Origin of the sequence: Algoriphagus formosus, assembly GCF_002807035.1 — a bacterium.
GTDB lineage: Bacteria > Bacteroidota > Bacteroidia > Cytophagales > Cyclobacteriaceae > Algoriphagus > Algoriphagus formosus.
In genome coordinates, this window is record NZ_NIUC01000002.1 from 963,731 (window position 1) to 987,550 (window position 23,820).

The 23,820-nt window shown below is 44.7% G+C and carries 20 protein-coding genes; 13 read left to right on the top strand and 7 right to left on the bottom strand.

What is annotated here, in order from left to right; all coding sequences use genetic code 11:
• Nucleotides 1-110: 110 nt before the first annotated feature.
• Complete coding sequence (locus CDH51_RS10340; protein WP_100628510.1) at nt 111-2,666, bottom strand: M14 family metallopeptidase; 2,556 nt, start codon at nt 2,664-2,666, stop codon at nt 111-113.
• A 93-nt stretch (nt 2,667-2,759) separates the two neighbouring features.
• Here CDH51_RS10340 and CDH51_RS10345 point away from each other — a divergent pair, with 93 nt between their 5' ends.
• Genes CDH51_RS10345 through CDH51_RS10355 form a run of 3 tightly spaced genes read left to right on the top strand, consistent with a single transcriptional unit; the run spans nt 2,760 to nt 3,430 of the window.
• Nucleotides 2,760-3,023, top strand: coding sequence for a PLD nuclease N-terminal domain-containing protein (locus CDH51_RS10345; protein WP_100628511.1), 264 nt, complete (start codon nt 2,760-2,762; stop codon nt 3,021-3,023).
• Between the two features lie 29 nt (nt 3,024-3,052).
• Entirely contained in the window at nt 3,053-3,256 is a 204-nt protein-coding gene (locus CDH51_RS20420) for a PLDc N-terminal domain-containing protein (RefSeq protein ID WP_394335574.1), read from the top strand.
• Complete coding sequence (locus tag CDH51_RS10355; protein WP_100628513.1) at nt 3,257-3,430, top strand: PLDc N-terminal domain-containing protein; 174 nt, start codon at nt 3,257-3,259, stop codon at nt 3,428-3,430. It begins immediately after the preceding gene.
• A 3-nt stretch (nt 3,431-3,433) separates the two neighbouring features.
• Here CDH51_RS10355 and CDH51_RS10360 read toward each other — a convergent pair whose 3' ends face one another.
• Nucleotides 3,434-4,324 (bottom strand): TIGR01777 family oxidoreductase, encoded by an 891-nt coding sequence (locus CDH51_RS10360; protein WP_100628514.1) that lies wholly within the window; start codon nt 4,322-4,324, stop codon nt 3,434-3,436.
• Nucleotides 4,325-4,440: 116 nt separating this feature from the next.
• Between CDH51_RS10360 and CDH51_RS10365 the strand changes: the two genes are divergently transcribed.
• The gene (locus CDH51_RS10365) at nt 4,441-5,658 is read left to right on the top strand and encodes a voltage-gated chloride channel family protein (protein ID WP_232724794.1); all 1,218 of its coding nucleotides are present in this window, start codon (nt 4,441-4,443) and stop codon (nt 5,656-5,658) included.
• 10 nt (nt 5,659-5,668) lie between these two features.
• Here CDH51_RS10365 and CDH51_RS10370 read toward each other — a convergent pair whose 3' ends face one another.
• The 3 genes from CDH51_RS10370 to mazG all read right to left on the bottom strand — a co-directional run bounded on the left by CDH51_RS10370 (nt 5,669) and on the right by mazG (nt 9,496).
• A complete protein-coding gene (locus CDH51_RS10370) occupies nt 5,669-6,469 on the bottom strand; it encodes a DUF2490 domain-containing protein (RefSeq protein WP_157807083.1) in 801 nt (266 codons plus the stop codon).
• Between the two features lie 32 nt (nt 6,470-6,501).
• A complete protein-coding gene (locus tag CDH51_RS10375; RefSeq protein ID WP_100628516.1) occupies nt 6,502-8,472 on the bottom strand; it encodes a hypothetical protein in 1,971 nt (656 codons plus the stop codon).
• Nucleotides 8,473-8,695: 223 nt separating this feature from the next.
• Nucleotides 8,696-9,496 (bottom strand): nucleoside triphosphate pyrophosphohydrolase, encoded by an 801-nt coding sequence (gene mazG / locus CDH51_RS10380; RefSeq protein ID WP_100628517.1) that lies wholly within the window; start codon nt 9,494-9,496, stop codon nt 8,696-8,698.
• A gap of 72 nt (nt 9,497-9,568) precedes the next feature.
• On the opposite strand from mazG, the gene CDH51_RS10385 reads away from it, so the two are divergent.
• The 3 genes from CDH51_RS10385 to CDH51_RS10395 are packed head-to-tail and all read left to right on the top strand — an operon-like array spanning nt 9,569 to nt 12,418.
• Nucleotides 9,569-9,799: a hypothetical protein gene (locus CDH51_RS10385; RefSeq protein WP_100628518.1), complete on the top strand. Its 231-nt coding sequence runs from the start codon at nt 9,569-9,571 to the stop codon at nt 9,797-9,799.
• Between the two features lie 60 nt (nt 9,800-9,859).
• The gene (gene glmM, locus CDH51_RS10390; protein WP_100628519.1) at nt 9,860-11,254 is read left to right on the top strand and encodes a phosphoglucosamine mutase; all 1,395 of its coding nucleotides are present in this window, start codon (nt 9,860-9,862) and stop codon (nt 11,252-11,254) included.
• A 21-nt stretch (nt 11,255-11,275) separates the two neighbouring features.
• Nucleotides 11,276-12,418: a cysteine desulfurase family protein gene (locus CDH51_RS10395; RefSeq protein ID WP_100628520.1), complete on the top strand. Its 1,143-nt coding sequence runs from the start codon at nt 11,276-11,278 to the stop codon at nt 12,416-12,418.
• Nucleotides 12,419-12,511: 93 nt separating this feature from the next.
• Here the strand turns inward: CDH51_RS10395 and CDH51_RS10400 are convergent, their stop codons facing one another.
• Nucleotides 12,512-13,261 (bottom strand): hypothetical protein, encoded by a 750-nt coding sequence (locus tag CDH51_RS10400; protein WP_100628521.1) that lies wholly within the window; start codon nt 13,259-13,261, stop codon nt 12,512-12,514.
• 90 nt (nt 13,262-13,351) lie between these two features.
• Here CDH51_RS10400 and CDH51_RS10405 point away from each other — a divergent pair, with 90 nt between their 5' ends.
• Nucleotides 13,352-13,684: a Rieske (2Fe-2S) protein gene (locus CDH51_RS10405; RefSeq protein ID WP_100628522.1), complete on the top strand. Its 333-nt coding sequence runs from the start codon at nt 13,352-13,354 to the stop codon at nt 13,682-13,684.
• Here the strand turns inward: CDH51_RS10405 and CDH51_RS10410 are convergent.
• The gene (locus tag CDH51_RS10410; RefSeq protein WP_317045936.1) at nt 13,668-15,998 is read right to left on the bottom strand and encodes a TonB-dependent receptor family protein; all 2,331 of its coding nucleotides are present in this window, start codon (nt 15,996-15,998) and stop codon (nt 13,668-13,670) included. The two genes, CDH51_RS10405 and CDH51_RS10410, sit on opposite strands and share 17 nt — an antisense overlap.
• A 41-nt stretch (nt 15,999-16,039) precedes the next feature.
• On the opposite strand from CDH51_RS10410, the gene CDH51_RS10415 reads away from it, so the two are divergent.
• The 5 genes from CDH51_RS10415 (at nt 16,040) to crtD (ending at nt 23,802) form a co-directional block, all read left to right on the top strand.
• On the top strand, nt 16,040-18,073 hold the full coding sequence (locus tag CDH51_RS10415) for an alpha-L-fucosidase (RefSeq protein WP_100629411.1): 2,034 nt from the start codon (nt 16,040-16,042) through the stop codon (nt 18,071-18,073).
• Between the two features lie 122 nt (nt 18,074-18,195).
• Nucleotides 18,196-18,768 carry a gluconate 2-dehydrogenase subunit 3 family protein gene (locus tag CDH51_RS10420; protein WP_100628523.1) on the top strand — a complete coding sequence of 191 codons (573 nt, stop codon included), beginning with the start codon at nt 18,196-18,198 and terminating at the stop codon, nt 18,766-18,768.
• The gene (locus tag CDH51_RS10425) at nt 18,761-20,470 is read left to right on the top strand and encodes a GMC oxidoreductase (RefSeq protein WP_100628524.1); all 1,710 of its coding nucleotides are present in this window, start codon (nt 18,761-18,763) and stop codon (nt 20,468-20,470) included. The genes CDH51_RS10420 and CDH51_RS10425 overlap by 8 nt, the downstream gene beginning before the upstream one ends.
• A 137-nt stretch (nt 20,471-20,607) precedes the next feature.
• Complete coding sequence (locus tag CDH51_RS10430; protein ID WP_100628525.1) at nt 20,608-22,074, top strand: glycine--tRNA ligase; 1,467 nt, start codon at nt 20,608-20,610, stop codon at nt 22,072-22,074.
• Nucleotides 22,075-22,335: 261 nt separating this feature from the next.
• Complete coding sequence (crtD, locus tag CDH51_RS10435) at nt 22,336-23,802, top strand: 1-hydroxycarotenoid 3,4-desaturase CrtD (protein WP_100628526.1); 1,467 nt, start codon at nt 22,336-22,338, stop codon at nt 23,800-23,802.
• Nucleotides 23,803-23,820: the final 18 nt, after the last annotated feature.

Below are 23,820 nucleotides of genomic sequence, written 5' to 3' on the forward strand. Positions count from 1 at the left end.
TGTGTTTAATGATGATTTTAATCGTGTCGATTTCATAATAGTTTCAAATGGATTTGGGGAAAGAGTTAAAAAAAATCCCGATCTCTAATTGAAATCGGGATTTGAAAATTTTATCGAGTAGTACCTCCATTGATCACCTGACCAAAGAAGATTGCGTTTAGATACAGCTTATTCGTACCAAACCAGAAAGCACGGAAATTCATATTATCAGCAAAGGCCACGACTCTTCCTCGCCCGATACCCCGAACTTGGATTACAGATCCATTTTGTAGTCCAGGCAGATTGCTTGGGTGCAAATAGCCAGAAGCAAGCGGGTTTGAAGTATATACCAGTGGGTTTGCATATGGATTTTCGGCAGGCTCCAAAAACAGATTATCATTTCTGAAGGTATGAATCGCCGAATCGGTGTAGCCATATCCCAAAGGATGAGTTAGGTCCAGATTAGCATTAAATATGGCTCCTCCGGTCACCTTGGCTCCGGTGGCATCTCGGTAAATCGCATAAGGCTTCTGAAGTCCTTTTTCATCATTATCCACCGATCGGAATTTGATGTCAATGACTTCATTTTGTGCTAGAAAGCGAAGCGCTCCGCCTTTGGCTACAAGGGTATTTCCTCTAGCAGCCCAAGATCTCAAGGTGCTTGCACCGGATTTGCCTAAGCTTCCGTAATTGCCATCAGGCATTAAAATGACATTGTAGCGATCAATAACACTGGAGCTGACTCGATCTACAGGCAAAAGTGTGATAGGCATTTCGATTCGCTGATCCAGCAGGTGCCAAATTTCTCCTGCTTCGTATCCATCTACGCCATTTTCCACCAACAAAGCAACTCTCGGAATTTCCAGAGGTGTGATAAAGGTAGATCCCATATTGATACCTGCTGTATATCCAGTACTGATAGCATGAATATCCACAGTAGACGAAGAGGCAATTTCTTGTAGCTTTTGAAAGAAAGCTGCATCAGACAAATCAGTCTCTCCCTTATCGATTAGAATAGTGCCTCTGCCAAAGCTTTTACCTTCAGGTGTGGAAAACTCTGCATTGGCCACCCGCACACGGAAGCCTTCCTTCATCAACTTGTAGGCTGCTTTCGGAGCGTAGTAGTCTGTCCACTCCATGGCATATTGGTAGGCTCCCACCCCACCCATGACTTGGCCAGGCTTAAGCTGAAATTCATTCTTATTGATCTCACGTACGTTTGCCAAATTCAAAATTCGGCTATTCAAAGCCATGTAATCCAAATTGAAAGCCATCGGATAAGTCCAAGCTGAAATGTCATAGAAGAGTGAATCCTGAAACTCCGTTCTAGTTTCAAACATGGCTTTGATCAATCGGTACTGCGGCTGATCTACGGGGACGATGTAGGCATTTTCCTTTTTGAAATCCTTTCCATTGACCGTAATATCTTCCTCTAGGCTAAACACCTTAATGTCATGCTGTAGAATCAAATCTGCTAAGTGAAAGCTACGGGCATCATCCTTCTCTGAACCAAAAATGTACGCTTTGTTGACATCCGCCGCAGTTTCCTCAGCTATTCCAACATAAAAATCACGCATCCACTGGTTGAGTTCTTCACGCATCTCTTTTGCAGCTTCGTAAGAAGAAAGGTTTGCGGTGAATTGATTTCGAATCGTGAAAGGAAAACTCAACATCCCATTGGCTGATTCTTGAAGGTGTCCTCTAGAACTTGCCTGCTCAAAGAGAATACCTATCGATCCCTGCACATCCGGATAGGTAGAGCCTTTTCCGTAGTAGAAATCATCGTAGTTTTCTTGATTGTAATAAAGCGAACCGATCTTGTCGAGAGCCTTGGCGTGATAGGTTCCTATTTTTTCGGTTAGCTCAAAGTTTTTATCCGGGGTAAGCGGATGGGTACGCGAAGGAACACCAGGTTGGAAGAAAAAGGTACTGTTTGTTCCCATTTCATGAAAGTCCAAGTGAATATTAGGCAACCAGCTTTGAAAGACTTTTACCCGATTTCTTGACTCTGGATGTTGCACAGGCAACCAATCCCGATTCAGATCAAACCAATAATGATTCGTCCGGCCTCTTGGCCAGGCTTCATTGTATTCCCTTCCATTAGGATCGCCATTAAGATTGTAAGACTTGTGGGAGTTGACCCAAGAAGCAAATCGATTGAGACCGTCAGGATTGATCGCTGGATCAAGAAGCAAAACCACATTTTCCAGTTCAGCTTCTATTTCATTTGCCGCAGCAAAATGGTAAGCGGCCAAAAGGGAAGCATTTGCCCCACTTGCTTCATTTCCATGCACGGAATATCCCATGAACATCACCACCGGCATAGACCCTATGGAAACACGCTGATTGGGATCCCGGAGTTTTTTACGATCCGCCTTGATTTGGTCCAGTCTCGCTAGGTTGGCAGGAGACGAAATGGTCAATAGTGTCTGAGGGCGCTTTTCATAGCTTCTCCCCGTCTCTTCAAAGACCACTCGGTCCGATGCTTCAGCTACTTCCTTCATATACATCACTAGCTGGTCATGCGTGACGTGCCATTCACCTACTTCATAGCCAAGAACCTGCTTGGGAGTAGGTATGGATGGATCATAGGTATAGCCTTCCGGCAAATAGTAACTGAGATCAACTTGAGCCGTGGCCCAGGAAGACATAAATGTGAAAATCAGGAGAAATAGGATTCTTTGCATGTAAGTATGATTAAAACTTTCGGCTAAATTCTTATTTATTTCTCGCAAAAAAAGCTATTTTGGAACAGTGGTAAAAATAATTGAAGAGAAGCAATGGATTTAATTACGCCCGGACAAGGACTATGGATTTGGCAAGCTGGAGGTGCTTTTCTTTTATTTGGTTATGCTGCTTTTTGGCTTTACGCCATGATAGATTTGATCAAAAGTGATTTTCGTGCTCACAATGAGAAATTGATGTGGTTGTTGATCTTGCTCTTTACTACCCCATTTGGAGTTTTTCTTTATTTGGCTTTAAGCAAAAATCATAAAGAAAAGCGAAAATTTAAACCAAATTTTTCAAGTAGACTTCAACGATAAAAACTTTGCATATGGTGTTCATTCAAAATATGGGCGGTGGATTTATCATCCTCTTTTTATTTAGTATTCTTTATTTCATTTTCTGGGTTTACTGCCTAGTTGATGTAATTCGTTCAGAATTCAAAGACCCCAATATGAAAATCGTATGGGTCTTGATTCTTGTCTTTGCCCAAGGAATTGGGCCTATTGTGTACCTAATTTTAGGAAAAAACGGAAAAAAAACGATTTATTAAATGTTTGGACTAGGAATCATCGGGCTAGCAATCTATGCATACACCATTTACGATGTGGTGATTAGTAATTTTGCCAATGAAACGGACAAATTGATTTGGCTCCTGATCGTTGTGCTTGTCCCTTTCTTGGGCACGATACTTTGGTTTGTGATAGGGAGGACGAAAAGGCTCTGAAAATTACTTCTTAAATAAATCCAGTAGTGCACTTTTTAGATCCCCAAATTCAAACTCAAACCCGGCTTTCTGGATTTTTTGACTGGAAACCCGATTTCCACCCAGGACCATATTGGCCATTTCCCCCAACATCAATCGGAGCACAAAACCCGGAACGCCTATACCCAAATACGGCTTTCCCTTTGCTCTTGCCGCTTCTTGGGTTAGGTGTTGGTTGGTGGCAGGATTGGGTCCGACTGCATTATAAATCCCCTGCAAGGTTGTTTTCTCCAGGGCAAATACAAACAATCTCGCCAAGTCTTCGATATGAATCCAACTCATCCATTGGTCTCCATTTCCGAGCGGAGCAGCAACAGGCGGCTTGAGCATTTCGCCCAGGGCTCCACCTTCGGCGTCTAAGACGATCCCGATTCGAAGCAAAACGGTTCTGAGATGCAATGATTCTATCTTCTTGACTTCCTTTTCCCAAGCTATCACCACATCAGCTAAGAAATCACTCCCGGCCGGACTGTTTTCATCGAGTAATTGTGAACTGGTATCAAATCCATAATATCCAATCGCAGAAGCAGAGATAAAAGTCGTCGGTTTTTCTTTCGCAGATTCAATTGCTTGGTAGAGCAATTGAGTACTTTGGGTCCTGGATTCCAGAATCTCTTTTTTCCGCTGAGGAGTCCATTTTTTGTCTGCCACTCCAGCACCGGCCAAGTGAATCACCGCATCAGCCCATTCCATTGGCTCTGCATCAATTTGCTGATTGGGAATATCCCAGGTAAACGATTTTCGTGATTTTGCAGATCGGCTCAGCCAAGCGACTTCCATCCCCTTTTGCTCCAGCAATTGAGTGATGCGCTGCCCTATCAGGCCTGAGCCACCGGTGATAAGTATATTTTTCATTTTAATGGATTTTTTAAATAACCACTCCCTCCCATGAATAGTTGTAAGCGATCGGACTGTGCTTCAAAATTCAATTTCTATTCCTAATTTGCCCATCCCAAGAACAAAAATCTAAATTGACTTTCAAATCATTTGGCATTTACTTTTTTCAATGGCTCCTAGGAGGGCTTCTGATAGGACTTATGACAGGTTCTGCTTCCGCATTTTTCCTGATATCCTTGGAATGGGCTACCGATTACAGAGAGTCTCATCGATGGATTATTGCGCTCCTTCCACTTGGTGGTTTTTTGATCGGTTGGACTTATCACAAAATTGGGCAAAACTCCCTCAAAGGAAACAACTTGCTTCTAGACGAACTGAATGCCCATAAAAGCCCCATCCCGCTTAGAATGACTCCTTTGGTGCTTTTTGGAACTATCTTGACACATTTTTTTGGTGGCTCGGCCGGGCGAGAGGGAACTGCCGTACAGATGGGGGGATCTCTTTCCGATCAATTGACCAAATGGTTTGGACTAGATCGTGAAAATCGGCGTTTAACGCTCATAGGAGGGGTTGCAGGTGGATTTTCGTCAGTTTTTGGGACTCCACTGGCAGGTGCTATTTTTGCGCTGGAATGGATGCATACAGGCAAATTTCGTCCTCAATCTCTTTTCCCAGCTTTTTGGGCGGCTTTTGTAGCTGATTGGACTTGCGAGTTGCTCTGGGGAGTGGGGCATACCCAGTATTTCATTCCCGAAGTCGCTGCTCATTCTTTCACCAATTTACTGTGGATCATCCCAGCTGGAATAGCCTTCGGCCTCTCGGGCAGATTATTTGCGGAGACCACTCATTTCTTTTCAAAATTATTTTCAAAGACCTTCTCCTATCCTCCGCTGAGACCGGTCATAGGCGGACTGGTGATCGCCGTTTTTGTATGGATTTCGGACAGCACCACCTACATTGGATTGGGAATTCCCCGAATTGTGGAGGCATTTGAGCAGCCTCTTCCCTGGTACGACTGGCTCGCCAAAACGGGCTTGACCGGATTTACCTTGGGTGCAGGGTTCAAGGGCGGTGAAGTAACTCCCTTGTTTTTCACAGGAGCTACGTTAGGAAATGCTTTGAGTAGTTTTATTCCTTTGCCTTTAGCTCTACTGGCAGGGATGGGCTTTGTTGGTGTATTCTCAGGGGCCACCAATACCCCAATGGCCTGCACGGTAATGGGCATGGAGCTTTTTGGCTGGGAAGCTGGAATTTTCCTGGCGCTTGCCTGTGGAATCGCCTATGTATTCAGTGGAAAAAGAAGCGTTTATTCCTCTCAGGATTTAGGCTGGAAAAAGAGCTGGTTTTATTGATTTTCATGCATTAAAAAATAGGCTGAAAATCCACTGGAGGACTTTTTTTCTTAGTAAAGTCCAGATTGTGGTAAACTGAAAGACGGATCAAATCTCGGTTGTTATAATTGATACCAGAAGCTCGTTGCTGCCAACTTTTAGCGTAGCCTACCTGAAACTGAATGTTTTCATTCAAAATATATCCCAAGCCTACAAAAGCCCGGTTGTCCTCAAAAGGATTGCGGATGATCGTCTTACCAGTCTGGATAAACACTTCATTATAAACCGACAGAAAGTAAGTCCCTGGCTGAAATTTATAGGAGTTCAATGGAATGTAAGAGGAAATTTTATAGCGCCATCGGTAGGTAAGTTCGAAAGGTGAATCGACATAATAATCCCTCCTCCACCGCTGCTCGGTTCGGATCTGATGGTAGAGTTTTGCCTTTCCGATTGGCTGGATGAATAGTGCTTGCTGCCAGAATCGGAATTGATTGACGATATTGTCATACGGTCTATCCTGATCGGCATACTCGGGTGGTGCCCAATAAAATGGGGTGACGATCCCCCCGGTAATTTCCAAATTTTTATTGATGATATAGCTAAGGCCAAACCGGAGATAGATTTGTCCCATATTTTGGACCAATTGATCTCTGGTCCGAAGGTGATACTCTCCGTAGTAGAATAGTTTCTCGCCTATTCTATACTTTGTGTAAAAGCCATTCCAAAGCTCGGAGCGACGAGCGGTGATCCGCTCCTCTTCTTCGGAATCTTCCTGAGACTGGGCCGCAAAAGGCCAGCCTATCAGAAACAAAAACAAGAGAGGCGCCTTCATCCTGCTTAACAAAGCTTTTAAAAAGTCAACCCTCATATCGATAATAATTTTTTAAGCTGATTGATATTGCCAGAGACTTTCCTGATATTTCGCTCTAGTCTTTTGGTGTTTCTGCCTTTCAATTCCAAAAGGCGGGACTCAAGGGCATCTAGGTTAAGTAAGTGAACCTGAACATCCCGAAAATCTTCCGAGCGCATAATCAAATCAAGCTCATAGTCAATAATTGATTCTGCTGCTTGAACAAGTCCCGGCTGACGCAGCACTTCAAAGTCCGTCTCAAAGGTGAATGGATCCAAGGTCTTTTCGGTAAATTCCTGACGCAGAGACTTAGAAAGATTTTCATAGCGCTCCAACTCTGGCAGATTGTTTTCCAAGAAGCGAAACAACTCGATCAGTTCATCCCCGATCTCAGCTTTTTCCAAGAAACCTTCCGTCTCATTATACGCATTCAATAGTCGCTGGTAATTTCCGGAACTGAGATTCTGGTAGACCGAATCAATAAGAACCTGATGCCGTTCATTGCTGATTTCGAGTGATTTCCATAGACTGGCTACCCGTTGTTTCTCCTTGAGAATTCGATCTTCCAGCGCATCCAACTCCGTGGTTTGCCTGAAATTGACTTGCTGTTTTTGGATATAGGATTGAACCGACTCAAAGATCTCCAACTCTCTTTCAATGTGTGTAAGTAGATCCGTCGACAGCTTTTTTGCTTCGGAAAGTGCCGGAAAATCCAGAGTCTTCTGGAGCAAATCGGTATTATAGGTATAACTGATCTGCTCCTCCTGATTCAGGAAGTTCAAGCCATCCCGAAGGTAATTTTCTGTGTCGAAGTATCGGATTTCACCATTTCTCAGCAGCTGGATGACTTGTTCGTAGTTTTCGATTTTCTGTGTGAGGTACTCAAAATAAGCTCCGCTAAAGGCCAATGAGTCAGACGTGTTCTGATTTAGCGATAGAAAATCTAGAGTGGCTTTTTGATTGGATTGGATTTTCAACCGGTCGTATATCTCAATGATTTCATCATATCGACTTTGATCCTCCTCCGAAATGGCGTAGACAAACCTTCGGGTAGATAGGGGGAATTTTTGGAGTTTACCCTCTTCTGAAAAGAATCCTTCTTCAAACTGCAATATTCGACTCAATGCATCTTCCAACAAATAAGTACCTAAATATTGCTCCTGAAACTCGTCACTTTCTTCTGCGTAGCCATCATTGAATATTAGTCCAAATGCCTGATCCGAAACACGGTAATCCACTTCAAAGCCCTGATTAAGCGAATCGAGTTTGACGATAGCGTTAAAAAAGACTACTTCATCGATTTTCTGATTGGTGAGGCTGTTCACCTTAGACAAGCCGATCAAAAAACCTTGTTCGTACCGGCGAGTCTCATGAATCGTGAGACTGCTATCCATGGGATAGAAAAACTCCCAATTCCCCACCATCAGGCCTTCCTTATTCACCTGGCCAAAGATTTGATAAGGCTGTCGGGGATCTTTGGATTCAAATTTGACTGCTCCTCGAAGGCTGTCATTCTCAAAAGTCAAGCTCTTTGCTTCAAATACATCCAAGTATTCTTCCTCTAGCCATTTTTTCTCTGAATAAGCCCAAGAACCCATTAGGGCTCCTTTTTCATAATTCGCATTGAGCTGGATCAAATTAGAAGCAAGCGAAGCTTTTATCTCCCGATTTAATACATCCTGAATAACAATTTGGTGGATTTCTTGCTGATAATCCCATTTACCCGTTTTTTGATCTTCGGCATAGTTTCCTGACACCTCTAGCTTTCTAAACAACCCCCTTTCCAGGCTATCCATTTTGCTGTAAGAAAAGTTGAAAGGGCCGTTCAAAACAGGCTCCATTTCATCATCTAGGGAGTACTCAAGCTCGGCCGTTCCCCGAAATCCCAAAAAGGTAAACCCTCCTTTGTAGGGTCTGGTATCTTGTGAAAAGACTCCTTGAGCGTACAGGAGAAACGTAAAAAAAACCAAGATGCTATTTTTCATAACCATGTGCGTGTGTCCAAAAGCCTGCCAAAACAAATTCAGTTAAAACGTTTCGGCAGGCCATGAAATTTCCAAATTTTGAAAGAGCCTACAATACCAAAATATTCTTTGGTATTCCAGAATTCTCGCTAAAATCAAACTTTATTTCTGGAATTTCCCCCTATAGAATTTTTCTCAAAAATCTTATCTTAGGGAATGGTAAACTATTAAAAAATGAAACTTTTCAGAGCTTTTTAGCCTCATTCCAAAAGACATCCATTTCTGCTAATGTCATATCAGCCAGATTTTTACCGGATTTTTGGGCTGCCGATTCCAGATACTGGAATCGCTTAATGAATTTCAAATTTGTCCGCTCCAAAGCTTCTTCAGGATTGATATCGATAAAACGGGCATAATTGATCATTGAAAAAAGCAGATCCCCAAATTCAGCTGTAGCTTTCTCTTGGTCTATTTCCTGGGCATCAGAAGCATTAAACTCCTCCTTAAATTCCTGCATCTCTTCCTCTACCTTTTCCCAAACCTGATGCTTTTCTTCCCAGTCAAAGCCCACACCTCGGGCCTTTTCCTGAATCCGCATCGCTTTAATCAAGGCAGGAAGAGACTTAGGTACTCCCCCTAGGACAGATTTATTCCCTTTTTCCTTCAGCTTAATTTTCTCCCAATTTTGACTGACGGTTTCAGCATCATTTGCTTCAGTATCTCCATAGATGTGAGGGTGACGGCGGATGAGCTTTTCGCAAAGCGAGTTGGTCAAAGTGGCTATATCAAAGTTGCCTTCCTCAGAACCGATTTTGGCATAGAAGACAATGTGAAGAAGTATGTCCCCCAGCTCTTTTTTTATTTCGTCGGGGTTTCCTTCAAGGATAGCATCCGAAAGCTCAAAAGTTTCCTCAATGGTCAAATGCCTGAGACTTTCCGTGGTCTGCTTCTGATCCCAAGGACACTGCGCACGCAGCTCATCCATGATGGTCAACAATCGATCGAAAGCAGCCAACTGCTCGGCACGGGTACTCAAATTAGACATGATTTGGGAAACTATGTGGAAATGATAGTCGTTTTCGAAGTAAAGCTTTAAATTTGTACAAAATTATCCGTTATGGCAACCCTACTTATTACACTTGGCTTTCTCGCACTGTTCTTCGTACTGATGTCAGTCAGGTTATTATTCTTGAAAAATGGGGAGTTTAAAGGCACTTGTGCTTCTCAAAACCCTTACCTCAACAAGGATGGTGGGACTTGCAGCTATTGCGGCAAGACGGTGGATTCCAACAGTAGTTGTGGGAATCCCGACAACGAAGTCGATAAAGTACTCGCAAAATTCAAATAAATCTCAATCCTGCCTCTCGGCGGGATTTTTTTAGATTTTTCAACAAACAAATTACTGTACGTGTCACTGATTAAATCAATTTCTGGAATACGGGGAACTATCGGTGGGAAAGCCGGAGAAGGTCTCACCCCGATTGACGTAGTGAAGTTTACCGCCGCCTATGGCGCTTGGGTATTGGAAAAAACCGGAAACTCAAAAATCGTCATCGGAAGAGATGCACGACTTTCTGGGGAAATGGTATCCAAATTAGTTTCTGCTACTCTTCAAGGCCTTGGGATTCACGTGATCGACTTAGGGCTAAGTACTACACCGACCGTAGAGCTTGCTGTTCCAGCTGAAAAAGCAGATGGAGGAATCATCCTGACTGCCAGCCACAATCCGATCCAATGGAACGCACTCAAACTCTTGAACGCAAAAGGAGAATTTATCTCCGATGCGGAAGGAAAGGATATTTTGGAAAAGGCAGAAACAGAGGACTTTTCCTTTGCAGAGGTAAAAAAACTGGGGGCCTACACTGCCATTGATGATTACCTTGATCGTCACATTCAGCATGTATTGGATTTGGAATTGGTAGATGTAGAGGCGATTAAGGCCCGTGGATTCAAAGTGGTAGTAGATGCCGTGAATTCTACCGGAGGGATCGTGGTGCCAAAGCTTTTGAAAGCGCTGGGAGTAGAAGTAGTGGAAGAAATGTATTGTACACCTGACGGTCATTTCCCGCACAATCCCGAACCACTCCCCGAAAACCTTCGCGACATTTCTCAAAAACTGGAAAAAGGAAATTTTGACTTGGGAATCGTCGTAGATCCCGATGTGGATCGCTTGGCCCTGATCAACGAAGATGGGTCTCCTTTTGGGGAGGAATATACCTTAGTAGCCGTGGCAGACTATGTCTTGTCACACACCAAGGGAAACACGGTATCCAACCTTTCCTCCACTCGTGCACTCCGAGACGTGACGGAGAAGCGAGGCGGAACCTACACGGCAGCAGCAGTGGGAGAAGTCAATGTAGTCAGTCAGATGAAGGCCGTGGATGCAGTCATTGGGGGTGAAGGAAACGGAGGAATTATCTATCCAACCTCTCACTACGGACGAGACGCCTTGGTTGGGATTGGGCTGTTTTTGACTCACTTGGCCAAGTTTGGGAAGTCCATCTCCAGACTTCGGGCGACCTATCCGAATTATTATATTTCCAAAAATAAAATCGAACTTACCCCGGAGATCAATGTGGATAAAATCCTCTCAGAGATCCGTGAGAAGTATAAAAAGCAACCAATCAATGATATTGATGGTGTTAAAATTGAATTTGAAAAGGAGTGGGTGCATTTGAGAAAGTCAAATACCGAACCGATTATCCGAATCTATGCGGAATCTGATTCTGAATCCAAAGCCGAACACCTGGCCAAGAAAATCATGCAAGACATCAAAGAAGTCGTCAGCGCTTCCTTGATTTAAATAACCCAAAAAGAAGAAAAGATGAAGGTCTATTTGGACAATGCTGCTACTACAGCCATGGACGATCGAGTCATCGAAGCCATGCTCCCGTTTATGAAAAATCACTACGGAAACCCCTCTTCGGTTCATAGCCACGGAAGAGAAGTCCGTACTGCCATCGAACGGTCACGCAAAAAAGTGGCAGAACTGCTCAATGCAAGCCCTTCAGAGATTTTCTTCACTTCCGGAGGAACTGAGGCAGACAATACCGCCTTGGTTTGCGGAATCGAAACACACGGGATCAAGCATGCCATTACCTCTCCTATCGAGCACCATGCAGTATTGCATACGCTGGAAGTATGCGCCCAAAAAGGAAACATTCAGCTACATCTATTGGATGTGAATGAAAAAGGAGAAATCGATTTGGGGCAATTGGAGGAATTGTTGAAAACATATCCAAATGCGCTCGTTTCCTTGATGCAAGCCAATAATGAAATTGGAAACTTAAACGACCTCAATCAAATCGGTCAGTTAGCTCAGGCTCACGGGGCTTTTTTCCACTCGGATACCGTACAGACTATGGGGCATTATGTGCATGATCTGAAGAGTTTACCGATCGATGCTCTTGTCGCTGGCGGGCATAAGTTTCATGGTCCAAAGGGTTCCGGGTTTTTGTATGTGCGAAAAGACAAAAAGATCCACCCATTTATTCATGGCGGAGCTCAGGAGCGAAATATGCGGGGTGGAACGGAGAATGTGATCGGAATCATTGGGATTGCCAAGGCTTTGGAAATAGCATACGAGGATATGAGTGGCCATGAGGCACACATCAAAGCCTTGAAAAAACATTTCATCGAATCAATCAAAGCAAGCGTTCCAGGGGTGGAGTTTAACGGAATGTCTGGAGATATTGACCACTCCCTCTATACGGTCCTTAATGTGAGTTTACCTCCATCTGAGGCCAATGCGGGGATGTTGCTGTTCAATCTGGACTTGGCTGGAATTTCCGCATCCGGAGGTTCTGCCTGCAGTTCGGGCGCTACAGTTGGATCACATGTACTTCGAGCATTAAATCACAATCCCGAACGGGATTCGGTAAGATTCTCTTTTAGCCGATTCAATACTATTGAGGAAGTAGACTACACCGTGGAGAAATTGAAAGAGTTATACGCGGTGGAGGTTTGATAAAAAGACTTATCACTCAAAAAAAGCTCATTTTCCTAGCAGATCAACGCAGAAGAAAATGAGCTTTTTTATTTAGAATTTGTAAGGAAAACTTCAATCCTTTTTCGCCCCGGGATACCCGATCGCGTAAGGGGTCCAGATTTCATAGATTGGGTTTCCCGTAGAGCTTAGCCCGCTGTGATGCCACTCTCCGTCAATGACCTCATAATCAAAACCCAAACTTGCTCCCACACGTGAATTGTCTCGGGAGAAAAAGGTGATATTCTCGGTATATTTTCCATCTTTTGCCGTGTAAGTACCCCCTCCAGAACCACTAAATTCCTTAGTCTCCGAATTGAAGGCTACCCACTGAAATCGCCCTCCGGAAAGAATCTTGATCGTCCTTCTGGCTCCTGGAGTAGATCGGCGAATTTCATCATCTCGCTTTCTACCTGTGATCACCCAATTGCCCGTCAAATCATCCTGTGCATCAGAAACTCGCTCCCAAATTTCTACGAGCATTCGCCCGTTGATTTCCGATGAAATGACGATTTTCCCATCTACCCAATCCAATTGGTACTTATTAACTGTCCCAACCTGAAAGGGATCTAAGGTAAAAAAATCCAAAGTCTCTGTGTATGTATTTCCATCCAATTCAAAAGGACCTCCACCTGCGCCAACAAAGGCATTATCAGCGATCTTTTTAGCCCCAAAGGCAAAATAATCATCCTGATAAATCTTGATATATTCTACATCTGTAACTTCCTCACCATTTTGATGAGTCATCTTCCAAGCTCCCTCTATGGATTGCGCCTGAACCCATCCGAAGCAAAATAAAAGAGCAAAAGTGATTAGAGTTTTCATACGTTTCGAGGTTTGGAGTAAGTTACCACTTCTTACCCGCTAAATCCAAAATTTTATTTTGAAGGGTAAAAATCTGATTTTTACACTGCTATGAAGAAATTTCAACTAGGTCAGACAAAGGAAGGTGCCATCGATCTTTTCCCAGAAAAAGTCATCAAACGAGTGAAGCTTGGCAACAAAGAAATCGGGATCGTCCGGGTAGGGGATCACTTTTTTGCATTTGATAGCCTCTGCCCGCACCGGGGAGCATCGCTTATTCAAGGCAGCATCAATGGCTATGAGGAAATTATCTGCCCACTTCATCAATACCGCTTCGACCTGAAAACAGGTGCACTCCAATCAGGCTCTTGTTCCGATTTGGAGGTTTATCAGACGAGTCTCACCGATGAGGGACTGATCATTCAGCTCAATAGCGGAAATTGAATTTGGCCCCGAAATAGACATTTTGTGACGGTGCTGGCTGATAAAACCTGCCTCCAAAGGGATTCAGGTCATTTCCCAAGGAGTAATCCACATCAAACAAATTATCCAGACCAAAGTAGATTTCCATATCAAGCTTTTTGGAAATCTGCTCGAAAAAGCCCATTCGGAGATTCACTAGGTTAAAAGGATCCTGATAAACCGTATTGGCGTCATTCAATGGAATTTCATCGGTAAACTGGTGGGTCAAATTCAGGTAAACATTTCCGGCAAAGCGGAAATCCAGGGTTTGAACCACAGTGTTGGGAGCCACTCCCGTCAACTGGTTTCCGGAAAAATCCTGATCTCGTTTTTGGTATTCTCTAAACTCAAAATAATGTCCGGTGTAAGCTACTCCGTAATCCAGACCCCGTAGAAAACCACCCATTCGCTGTACCAACTGATAATCCAAAGCCAACTCGATTCCTTTTTGATCGGTAGACCCGGCATTTCTAAAGAGAACTACGCCCTGTTCATTGGTGAAAGTGGTAATGGTCTGATTGAGTCTAAAGTAAAAGGCTGTCAGATCGACATTCAATCGATTCTTACCCAATCGATACCCCAGCTCAAAATTTGTTCCCCGCTCAGCCTCCAAGTCCAAATTCAGGCTTCCCTCATTGGTACGAACCTCATCGATAGTGGGCGGAGAGAAACCACTACTTACAGATGCTCTCAAAGCCGAAAAATCATTTAAACTGAAATTGACTGCGGCTCGGGGAATTAAAATAGGATCGAATTGTCTTTTCTGAAGGCCTGTAGGACCTCCACTTGCATCAATCAAACGATCGATTTCAAAAGAGGAAAAATTCTGACTCAAACCTAATGTCAGCAACCAGCGCTCAGTAAACTCCCATTCGGCTTGCTGGAATAAAAATGCTTGGGTCGCCCGTAGCTTATCAGCGAAGCGAACGGTATCAGCCACTCCACTTCGGTTCCCGAAATTTTGAGCATCGGTGAGACTGGTTTGATATTCCCCACCGACTATCAAGCGAAGTGGTCTCCCGCCAAGATTCCAGTCAAAGGTAAATCGAGTCCTTCCTCCACTCCCAAAGCCCAATTCCTTTTTGTAGTCCAAAATGAAGGGATTCTCAAAGTCATTGGTGTTTACATAAAATGTCGTGTTGTTTTCAATCTTATCAGAAAATCGATAGCGGTGACCAAAAGTCGCTAAAAGCGCTCGCTGTGAAATAGAGCTATTCTGATCTACCGATCCGGGACGAGCCTGAGTGGGGTCTTCCGCTAGCTGCTCGGCATTCAAAGCACCGGGAATTTGATAATCTAGATCGGATAATAAAATCTGTGTACGTATCTCCTGTTTTTCATTGACAGGAAAGTAGCCTCCTACCTGTAAAACTGTCCGGTCCATAGCCGAATGCTCACGGTAGCCGTCACTTTCCTGATTGACGATCGCTACTTCAATGCCTCCTTTTCCGATTGGTTGGGTGATGGCAAACCGTCCCTTATTTAATCCAAAAGATCCGGCAACCCACTCCGAGGTCAGTTTACCGCTTTGTAAGTCCGCAGCACTGCTAAGGTTGATGACCCCACCATTTCCAGCTCCGTAGATACTTCCGGACGGTCCTTTGATCACCTCGGCTGTACGAATATTGCTAAGGTCCAGCAAATTCAAAGCAGTCGTCCCATCGGGAGCCGTAATCGGCACTTCATTCCAATAGACCTTGACATTTCTGACTCCAAAAGGAGCTCGAAGAGAACTCCCTCGAATGGATACCCGGTAGCTAGCCGGTGCTCGTTCTTCGATTCGCACACCCGGTTTGGTGTTAAAGGCATTGACTATGGAAGTTTCATTAAAGCGATACAAATCGGACTCCCCGATCAAACTGATGGAGGCAGACTGCTCCAAGAGTGGTCGCTCTGTTTCAAAAGCCTTGACAGTAACACCCGAGAGTGAAATACTTTTTGGGAAAAGAAAAAAGGTGCTTTCCTCCGCATTCACTGTAACCTCGAGCGATTCATATCCAGGCTTGAAAAGAATGACTGAGAAAGGAGTCTTTTGATCAAACGTGGCCAGCCCAAGTCGATCTGTCTGAAACTCTTCGCCTGTTTCTAAGCGAATCAAAACCTCTGATAGCGGATCATAATTTAGCCCATCCCGTACCGTGATTTCTACTTGAGCTTTTAGAGAAAGTGAGCCCAAAAGCAGAGCGAAAAGAATAAAATACCTCATACCTCGAAAATACAATGAAAGTGGGGTAATAGTTTCCCGTTTTTTCCAAATGGCAGAAAAGCCTTGCTGAACAGGACTTTTCTTTTCCAATTCCATCGAAAATTCTTAGAATGCTGCTTCAAATTCGACTTATGAAAAAACTGCTCGCCCCACTCCTTTTAGTTCTTTTTTCACAATGCAAGCAAAAAGCCGCTCCACCTGCGCCTGTATACCCGGTTCCCCATGAGCGACAGGTTGCATGGCAGGAACTGGAGTTTTACGGTTTTGTCCATTTCAATATGAATACTTTTTCAGACCGGGAATGGGGATTTGGAGATGAAAAACCAGAACAGTTTAATCCCACAGCTCTCGATGCAAGGCAGTGGGCAAGGATCGCCAAGGAGGCAGGAATGAAAGGGCTAATCATCACCGCCAAACATCATGATGGCTTCGTGCTTTGGCCATCGGCCTATACGGAACATTCGGTGAAAAACAGTCCTTGGCGAGATGGAAAGGGCGATTTGATCCAAGAATTCGTGGATGCCTGTCGGGAATACGGGCTGAAAGTCGGAATTTATTACTCTCCTTGGGATCGGAATCATCCCGACTATGGCAAGCCTGAATACATAAGCTACATGCGTAATCAACTGACCGAATTGCTGACGAATTATGGGGAGATTTTTGAAGTATGGTTTGACGGGGCCAATGGAGGCACCGGTTGGTACGGCGGTGCCAATGAGGAGCGAAAAGTCGATAAACTGACCTACTACGATTGGGAAAATACGCATGCCTTGGTTCGAGAACTCCAACCCAATGCCATGCTATTTAGCGATGCGGGACCGGATGTACGCTGGGTTGGAAACGAGCATGGCTTTGCCTACGAGACCACTTGGTCCAATCTGATGCGAGACTCGGTCTATGCAGGCATGCCTGAGTATTCGGAAAAGTGGGCATCTGGACAGGAAAATGGTACGCATTGGGTGCCTGCTGAGTCTGATGTGAGCATTCGGCCGGGATGGTATTATCATGCCTATGAGGATCACAAAGTCAAGACCCTCCCCCAACTGATGGAGATTTTTTACAAAAGCATAGGTCGGAATTCTTCTTTGCTAATCAATTTCCCTGTGGACACTCGCGGCTTGATTCATGAGAATGATGAAGAAGCCATCTTAAAAATGGCAGCAAAAATCAAAGAAGATTTTCAAACCAATCTAGCGATTGAAGCGGCCATTTCATCCAGCGCAGATCGGGGCTATGGCTACGAAGCAAGTAGGGTGATTGATGGAGACTATGAAACCTATTGGACTCTTTCTGATGGAGCGGGACCAAAAGCCAATTTGGAATTGGACTTTGGAAAAGAGGTTTCTTTTAATCGCTTGCTTCTACAGGAATACACCCCTCTTGGACAGCGGGTGAAAGCCTTCACACTCGAAGCTGAGATCAATGGATCTTGGGAAAAAATTGCGTCTGGCACTACCGTCGGTTACAAGCGGATTTTACGGTTTCCGGATGTAAGCACACAAAAAATCCGAATCGCATTTGAAGATGGAAAAGATATTCCCCTGATTTCAGAGCTTGGAATCTACTATGCCCCAAAATTACTTTTGCCTCCTCTGGTCGAGCGGGAAAAGTCAGGAAAGTTAACCTTGCTTTCTCCTGACGAAGGCTTGGAAATCCGCTATTCCTTGGATGGATTAGAACCATCGGAACTTTATACCAATCCTTTGGAAATTCAAGAAGCCTCCACCTTAAAAGTTATATCCATTGATCCAAAGACAGGCGAAAATAGTGACATGCTTCAAAAAGAGCTGGAAATCGCCAAAGCAAAATGGAAGACCGAAGATGAAAAAGCAATCGACGAAAATGCTAGCTCTTATGCCACTTTAAGTTCCTCCAAAATTCAGGTAAACCTGGGAGAAGCGGTAACCCTAACTGGCTTTACCTACCTCCCTATGCAGGCGCGATACCCAAGTGGCCATATCACTGAATTTGCTTTCCGCATCAGTCAGGATGGGAAGAACTGGACAGAAGTCGCTAGTGGTGAGTTTGACAATGTGGTCAATAGCCCAATTGAGCAGGAAATACGCTTTGACGCGATTTCAGCCAAGTGGATAGAATTGGAAGCAATCAAGACCGCAGATGGTAATCCTGCTACCTTGGCTGAAATAGGAGTCCTGACCCGGTAGATTTTCACTTCAGATTATTCAACCACTAATCGCATCATTTCCTCCAAAAGCATGGATAAGGTGGGATTTTGAAAGAAAAATCCCTACTTTTTAATCCAGTTGCTTTAAACCCATTAATACCCATGAACAGAAGACACGCATTGCGGCATATTGCCCTGATTTCAGGGGGACTTGCCTTGATTCCTTCCTGCGATTTTGGAAAGGAAGATATCCTCGCTGCCTACGATAAACTCCAAATCACACCATCACTCAAAAAGCTTCTTGCAAGTATATCCGACACGATCATTCCCGCCGGAGAGATCAAAGGTGCTTTAGACCTGGAAGTCCATGATTTTATTTTAGTGATGGTCAACGATTGCTTCAATGAAGAAAATCAGAAAAAATTTTCTCAAGGCTTGCAGTCCTTTTCCAGCTATGTAAAAGAAAGCAGTGGCAAAGCTTTTGATCAGTTGACCACCAAAGAAAAGGAGGCAATGGTGCTAGAAACGGCCCAACTCAAAGGAGATGATTCCGAGGAAGGTCGCACCAAAGAATCCATCGCATATTTCGTCAATACCGCCAAGCGATTTACTATACAAGGATATATGGCTTCCGAATACATCCAAACCGAAGTGGTGCCTTACTCCCTCATTCCAGGTGAGTACAACGGGGCAGTCTTGATTTCTGACCTTCAAAAACCTCGAGTCAATGGCTAATCTAAATATCAAAAGTAAACAAGATCGAACCTATCAGGCCATCGTCATCGGCTCGGGTATCAGTGGAGCTTGGGCTGCCAAAGAGTTTTGTGATTTGGGAGTCAAAACCCTGATGCTGGAGCGAGGTAGAAATGTTGAGCACATCAAGGATTACCCGACGACTAACATGCTTCCATATGAATTCCCGCATCGTGGTCAAATTCCGGAAGATATCAAAAAAGAAAATCCCGTCATCAGCCGATGCTATGCCTTTCGGGAAGATGCCATGCATTTTTTCGTGAAAGACACCGAGCACCCCTACGTTCAGGAAAAGCCATTCGATTGGATTCGGGGCTATCAGGTCGGAGGAAAATCCCTTCTTTGGGCCAGACAAGTACAGCGCTGGTCAGACTTTGATTTCGAAGGACCGGCTCGGGATGGATTTGCTGTGGATTGGCCGATTCGCTACAAGGATATTGCGCCTTGGTACAGCCATGTGGAGAAGTTTGCAGGAGTCTCAGGCAACCGAGACGGTATTCCTCAATTGCCAGACGGCGAATTTTTACCGGGATACGAACTCAATGTGGTCGAGAAACACTTCGCCGCTCAACTCAAAAAGCATTACGGAAATGACCGCCACATGATTTCTGCCCGATGTGCGCACATCAACGGAAACTTAGATTTCTATGCGCAGCAAGGCCGGGCCAAATGCCAAAATCGAAACCTTTGTCAGCGAGGTTGCCCTTTCGGTGGATACTTCAGTTCTAATTCCTCCACCATCCCTTGGGCTCTGAAAACCGGAAACTTGACTCTTCGCCCTGATTCCATCGTTCATTCTATTATTTATGATGAAGAAAAAGGGAAAGCAACGGGAGTCCGAATCATCGATCGCCTGACCAAAGAAATGGAAGAGTTCTACGCGGATGTGATCTTTGTAAATGCAGCTGCCTTGAATACCAATGCCATTTTGTTGAACTCGACGTCCAGCCGATTCCCTAACGGTCTTGGCAATGACAATGAGCTACTTGGTAAATATGTGGCCTTCCACAACTACCGGGCACGTGTCTCCGGAGAATATGAGGGACATTCCGAATACACCACAAGCGGCGGAAGACCGACAAGTGGCTATTTTCCGAGATTCCGAAATGTCTTCAAGCAGGAGACGGATTTTCTCCGAGGCTATGCGGCAGGATTCTCTGCCAGCCGTGGTGCAGGCGCAGATACAAGCGGCGTAGGAATGGATCTCAAAAACAGCCTACTCAACCCCGATCAATATGGACCTTGGAGAGTAGGTTCGCATATGATGGGCGAAACCATTCCGAAGGAAAGCAATTACGTCGTGCTTGACCCCAATCTCAAAGATGAATGGGGAATGCCGCAGCTCAAAATCTCGGTGGACTACGATGACAATGATGAAAAAATGGTCAAAGATTACATCGAGCAAATGACGGAGATGTTTACCAAGGCAGGATTTACCAATATCCGATCCAGCGATAGCAAGCAAGCGCCAGGTTTGGATATTCATGAAATGGGGGGCGTGCGAATGGGCAAAGACCCCAAAACTTCCCTGCTCAATGCCAACCATCAATTGCATGCCGTACCCAATGTCTATGTGACCGATGGCGCCTCGATGACCTCTACTTCGACGCAGAATCCATCATTGACTTATATGGCCTTTGCGGCGAGAGCAGCACACCATGCGGTGGCAGAGAGTAAGAAATGATAAATTGAAAATGTTGAATTGAGAATGGCCCAAGTCGAGAGATTTGGGTTTTTTCATTTTGTGCCAACTCAAACTTGGAATATCAATTTCTATCCCTTCCTCCCCCAAATCAATAAGTTTCCTTAATTTTGCGCCCTATGGCAAAGACAGCGACTCCGGCGGAAAACGCCCAACTGAAAGATATTATTTCCCATGCTAAGGAGTATGGGTTTGTGTACCCAAGTTCCGAGATCTATGACGGGCTGCAGGCGGTCTATGACTATGGGGCTTATGGGGTTGAGTTGAAAAACAACCTGAAGCGCCTGTGGTGGGAAACCATGACTCGCGTCCACGAAAATATTGTGGGAATCGATGCGGCGATCTTCATGCACCCAACCACCTGGAAAGCTTCCGGTCACGTGGATTCGTTCAATGATCCCATGATTGATAACAAGGACAGCAAAAAACGCTATCGCGCCGACGTCTTGGTCGAGGAGCATGCTGCCAAGTTAGAGAATGAGGGAAAAGTAGAAGAAGCCAAGCAACTCACTGCTGCTTTGGCGAGATTACTGGAAGCAGAGGACTTGGCTGGAGTTCGGGACTTGATCGTGAATACCGGGATCACCTGCCCCCTCAGCGGCACGACGAATTGGACCGATGTGCGTCAGTTCAACTTGATGTTTTCTACTCAGGTAGGTTCTGTAGCCGAAGATGCTTCTACCATTTACCTACGCCCAGAGACGGCTCAAGGGATTTTTGTCAACTTCCTGAATGTGCAAAAAACTGCCCGTATGAAGGTTCCTTTTGGCATCGCCCAGATCGGGAAAGCCTTTCGAAATGAGATCGTAGCCCGCCAGTTTATTTTCCGGATGCGTGAATTTGAACAGATGGAGATGCAGTTCTTCGTGCGTCCTGGCACCGAGTTGGATTGGTACAAGCAATGGGCAGAGACTCGGATGAACTGGCATTTGGCTTTGGGTACTCCAGCGGAAAAGCTCCGAAAGCATGACCATGAGAAATTGGCGCACTATGCCAATGCAGCCATGGATATCGAGTACGAATTCCCCTTTGGTTTCAAAGAAGTTGAAGGAATTCACTCACGTACAGACTTTGACTTGAAGTCTCATCAGGAATTCTCTAAGAAAAAGCAGCAGTACTTCGATCCAGAGGTCAATCAGAATTACATTCCTTATGTGATCGAAACGTCAATTGGAGCGGATCGCCTTTTCTTGCTGACGCTATGCAATGCCTATACAGAAGAAAAATCCGAGGAGAAAAGCCGAACTTATTTGAAATTCCACCCGGCGATTGCTCCTGTGAAAGCAGCGATTCTACCAATTACCAAGAAAGACGGATTGCCTGAGAAAGCGCAGGAAATCGTGGAATTGTTGAAATATGATTTTAATATCATTTATGAAGAGGCGGCATCTATCGGAAAGCGCTATGCGAGACAGGATTTGATCGGGACGCCTTTCTGTATCGCCGTGGATCATCAGACTTTGGAAGACAATACTGTCACCATCCGTCATCGGGACACTACCGAGCAGGAGCGTGTGGCTATTTCTGAATTGCATGGGCGAATCGCTGAGGCGACGAGCTTTAGAAGGGTTTTTGAGAAGATATAATGTCGGATGCTTGATGTCCGATGACCGTTGAAAAAGCCTTGAGAAATTATTTCTCAAGGCTTTTTGGATTTATGGCTCAAGTTTCTTCGAATTGGAAATCCCTCAACAAGGCCTAGGATTTATAAAATAGGAGGAACTGATGTCCGATGACCGAACGCTACGCAGCCTCTGGAGAAGCAGCATTTTTTTTGTTTTTGGGCTTTTTCCAATTTTCTACCAACTTCCCGGCCGATTGTGTAGTTTAGAAGCAAAACAGTATCCATGTCTCAAAAAGCCCTCATTGTAGGTTCCGGTATAGCGGGTATCGCCGCCTCCATTCGCTTAGCTGTCCAAGGCTATCAAGTCGAGGTCTTCGAAGCGAATCCCTATCCGGGAGGTAAACTTTCCGAAATCACCCTAAAAGGCTACCGCTTTGATGCAGGACCCTCGCTTTTCACCTTACCCGAGCAGGTGGAAGAACTATTCCGATTGGCAGGAAAGGATCCCAAGGATCATTTCGATTACGAAAAACTGGAAGTAGCCTGTCATTATTTTTGGGAAGATGGGAAGCAAGTCAAGGCTTGGGCAGATATCAATCGCTTTGCAGAAGAAGTAGAAACGAAATTGGGTGAACCTGCCAAAAATGTGCGGGAAGCACTGCGGAGCTCAGCCTTTATTTATGAGCATTTGGCGCCCCTATTCATGCACAGATCCCTGCATCAACTCGGTACCTGGACTAATCCGCAGGCGCTAAAGTCCTATTTGAAAATGGGGAAATTGGGGATTTTCTCCACCATGAATCAAGCCAATGAGCGGCAGTTCCAGAATCCAAAATTGGTTCAGCTTTTCAACCGCTATGCTACCTACAACGGTTCGGACCCCTATCAGACTCCTGCTACACTGAATATCATCCCTCATCTGGAATTCAATATCGGAGCCTATTTCCCCAAAAAAGGCATGCACGATATCACCATGAGCCTTTATCGGCTAGCTCAAGACTTGGGTGTTGAGTTTCACTTCATGGCCAAAGTGGAGGAAATCCTGGTAGAAAAGGGACGGGCAGTTGGAGTAGAAGTCGATGGAAAAACGCATCAGGCCAACATCATCGTGAACAATATGGACATGGTGAATGCCTACAAAAGTATTTTGCGCAAGCAGAAGCAGCCCAAGAAGTTGCTAGAGCAACCCAAATCCAGTTCAGCATTGATTTTCTATTGGGGAGTAAAGAGGGAGTTCAAGGAACTGGGACTTCACAACATTCTTTTTTCGGAAGATTATAAAACTGAGTTTGAACATATTTTCAAAAAGGGAAGCATCTACGAAGATCCGACGGTTTATATCAATATTACCTCCACTCACAAATCCGACGATGCTCCCAAAGGCTGTATGAATTGGTTTACGATGATCAATGTCCCCAATAATCAAGGCCAGGATTGGGATAGTTTGATACAGGAAGCGCGGAAAAACATCATCTCCAAAGTCAATCGGGTGTTAAAAACTGATTTGGAATCCTTGATCGAGGTCGAGGAAATTCTAGAACCCCGAACGATTGAGTCCAAAACTTCCAGTGCGAATGGGGCGCTTTATGGCAACTCTTCCAACAATCGATTTGCGGCTTTTCTTCGGCATGCCAACTATTCCTCCGACATCAAAAACCTCTATTTCTGTGGGGGATCGGTACATCCGGGTGGCGGTATTCCGCTTTCCTTGCTCTCAGCGAAGATTATGATGGGGTTTGTGAAAAATTAGAAAATTGAAAAAATGAAA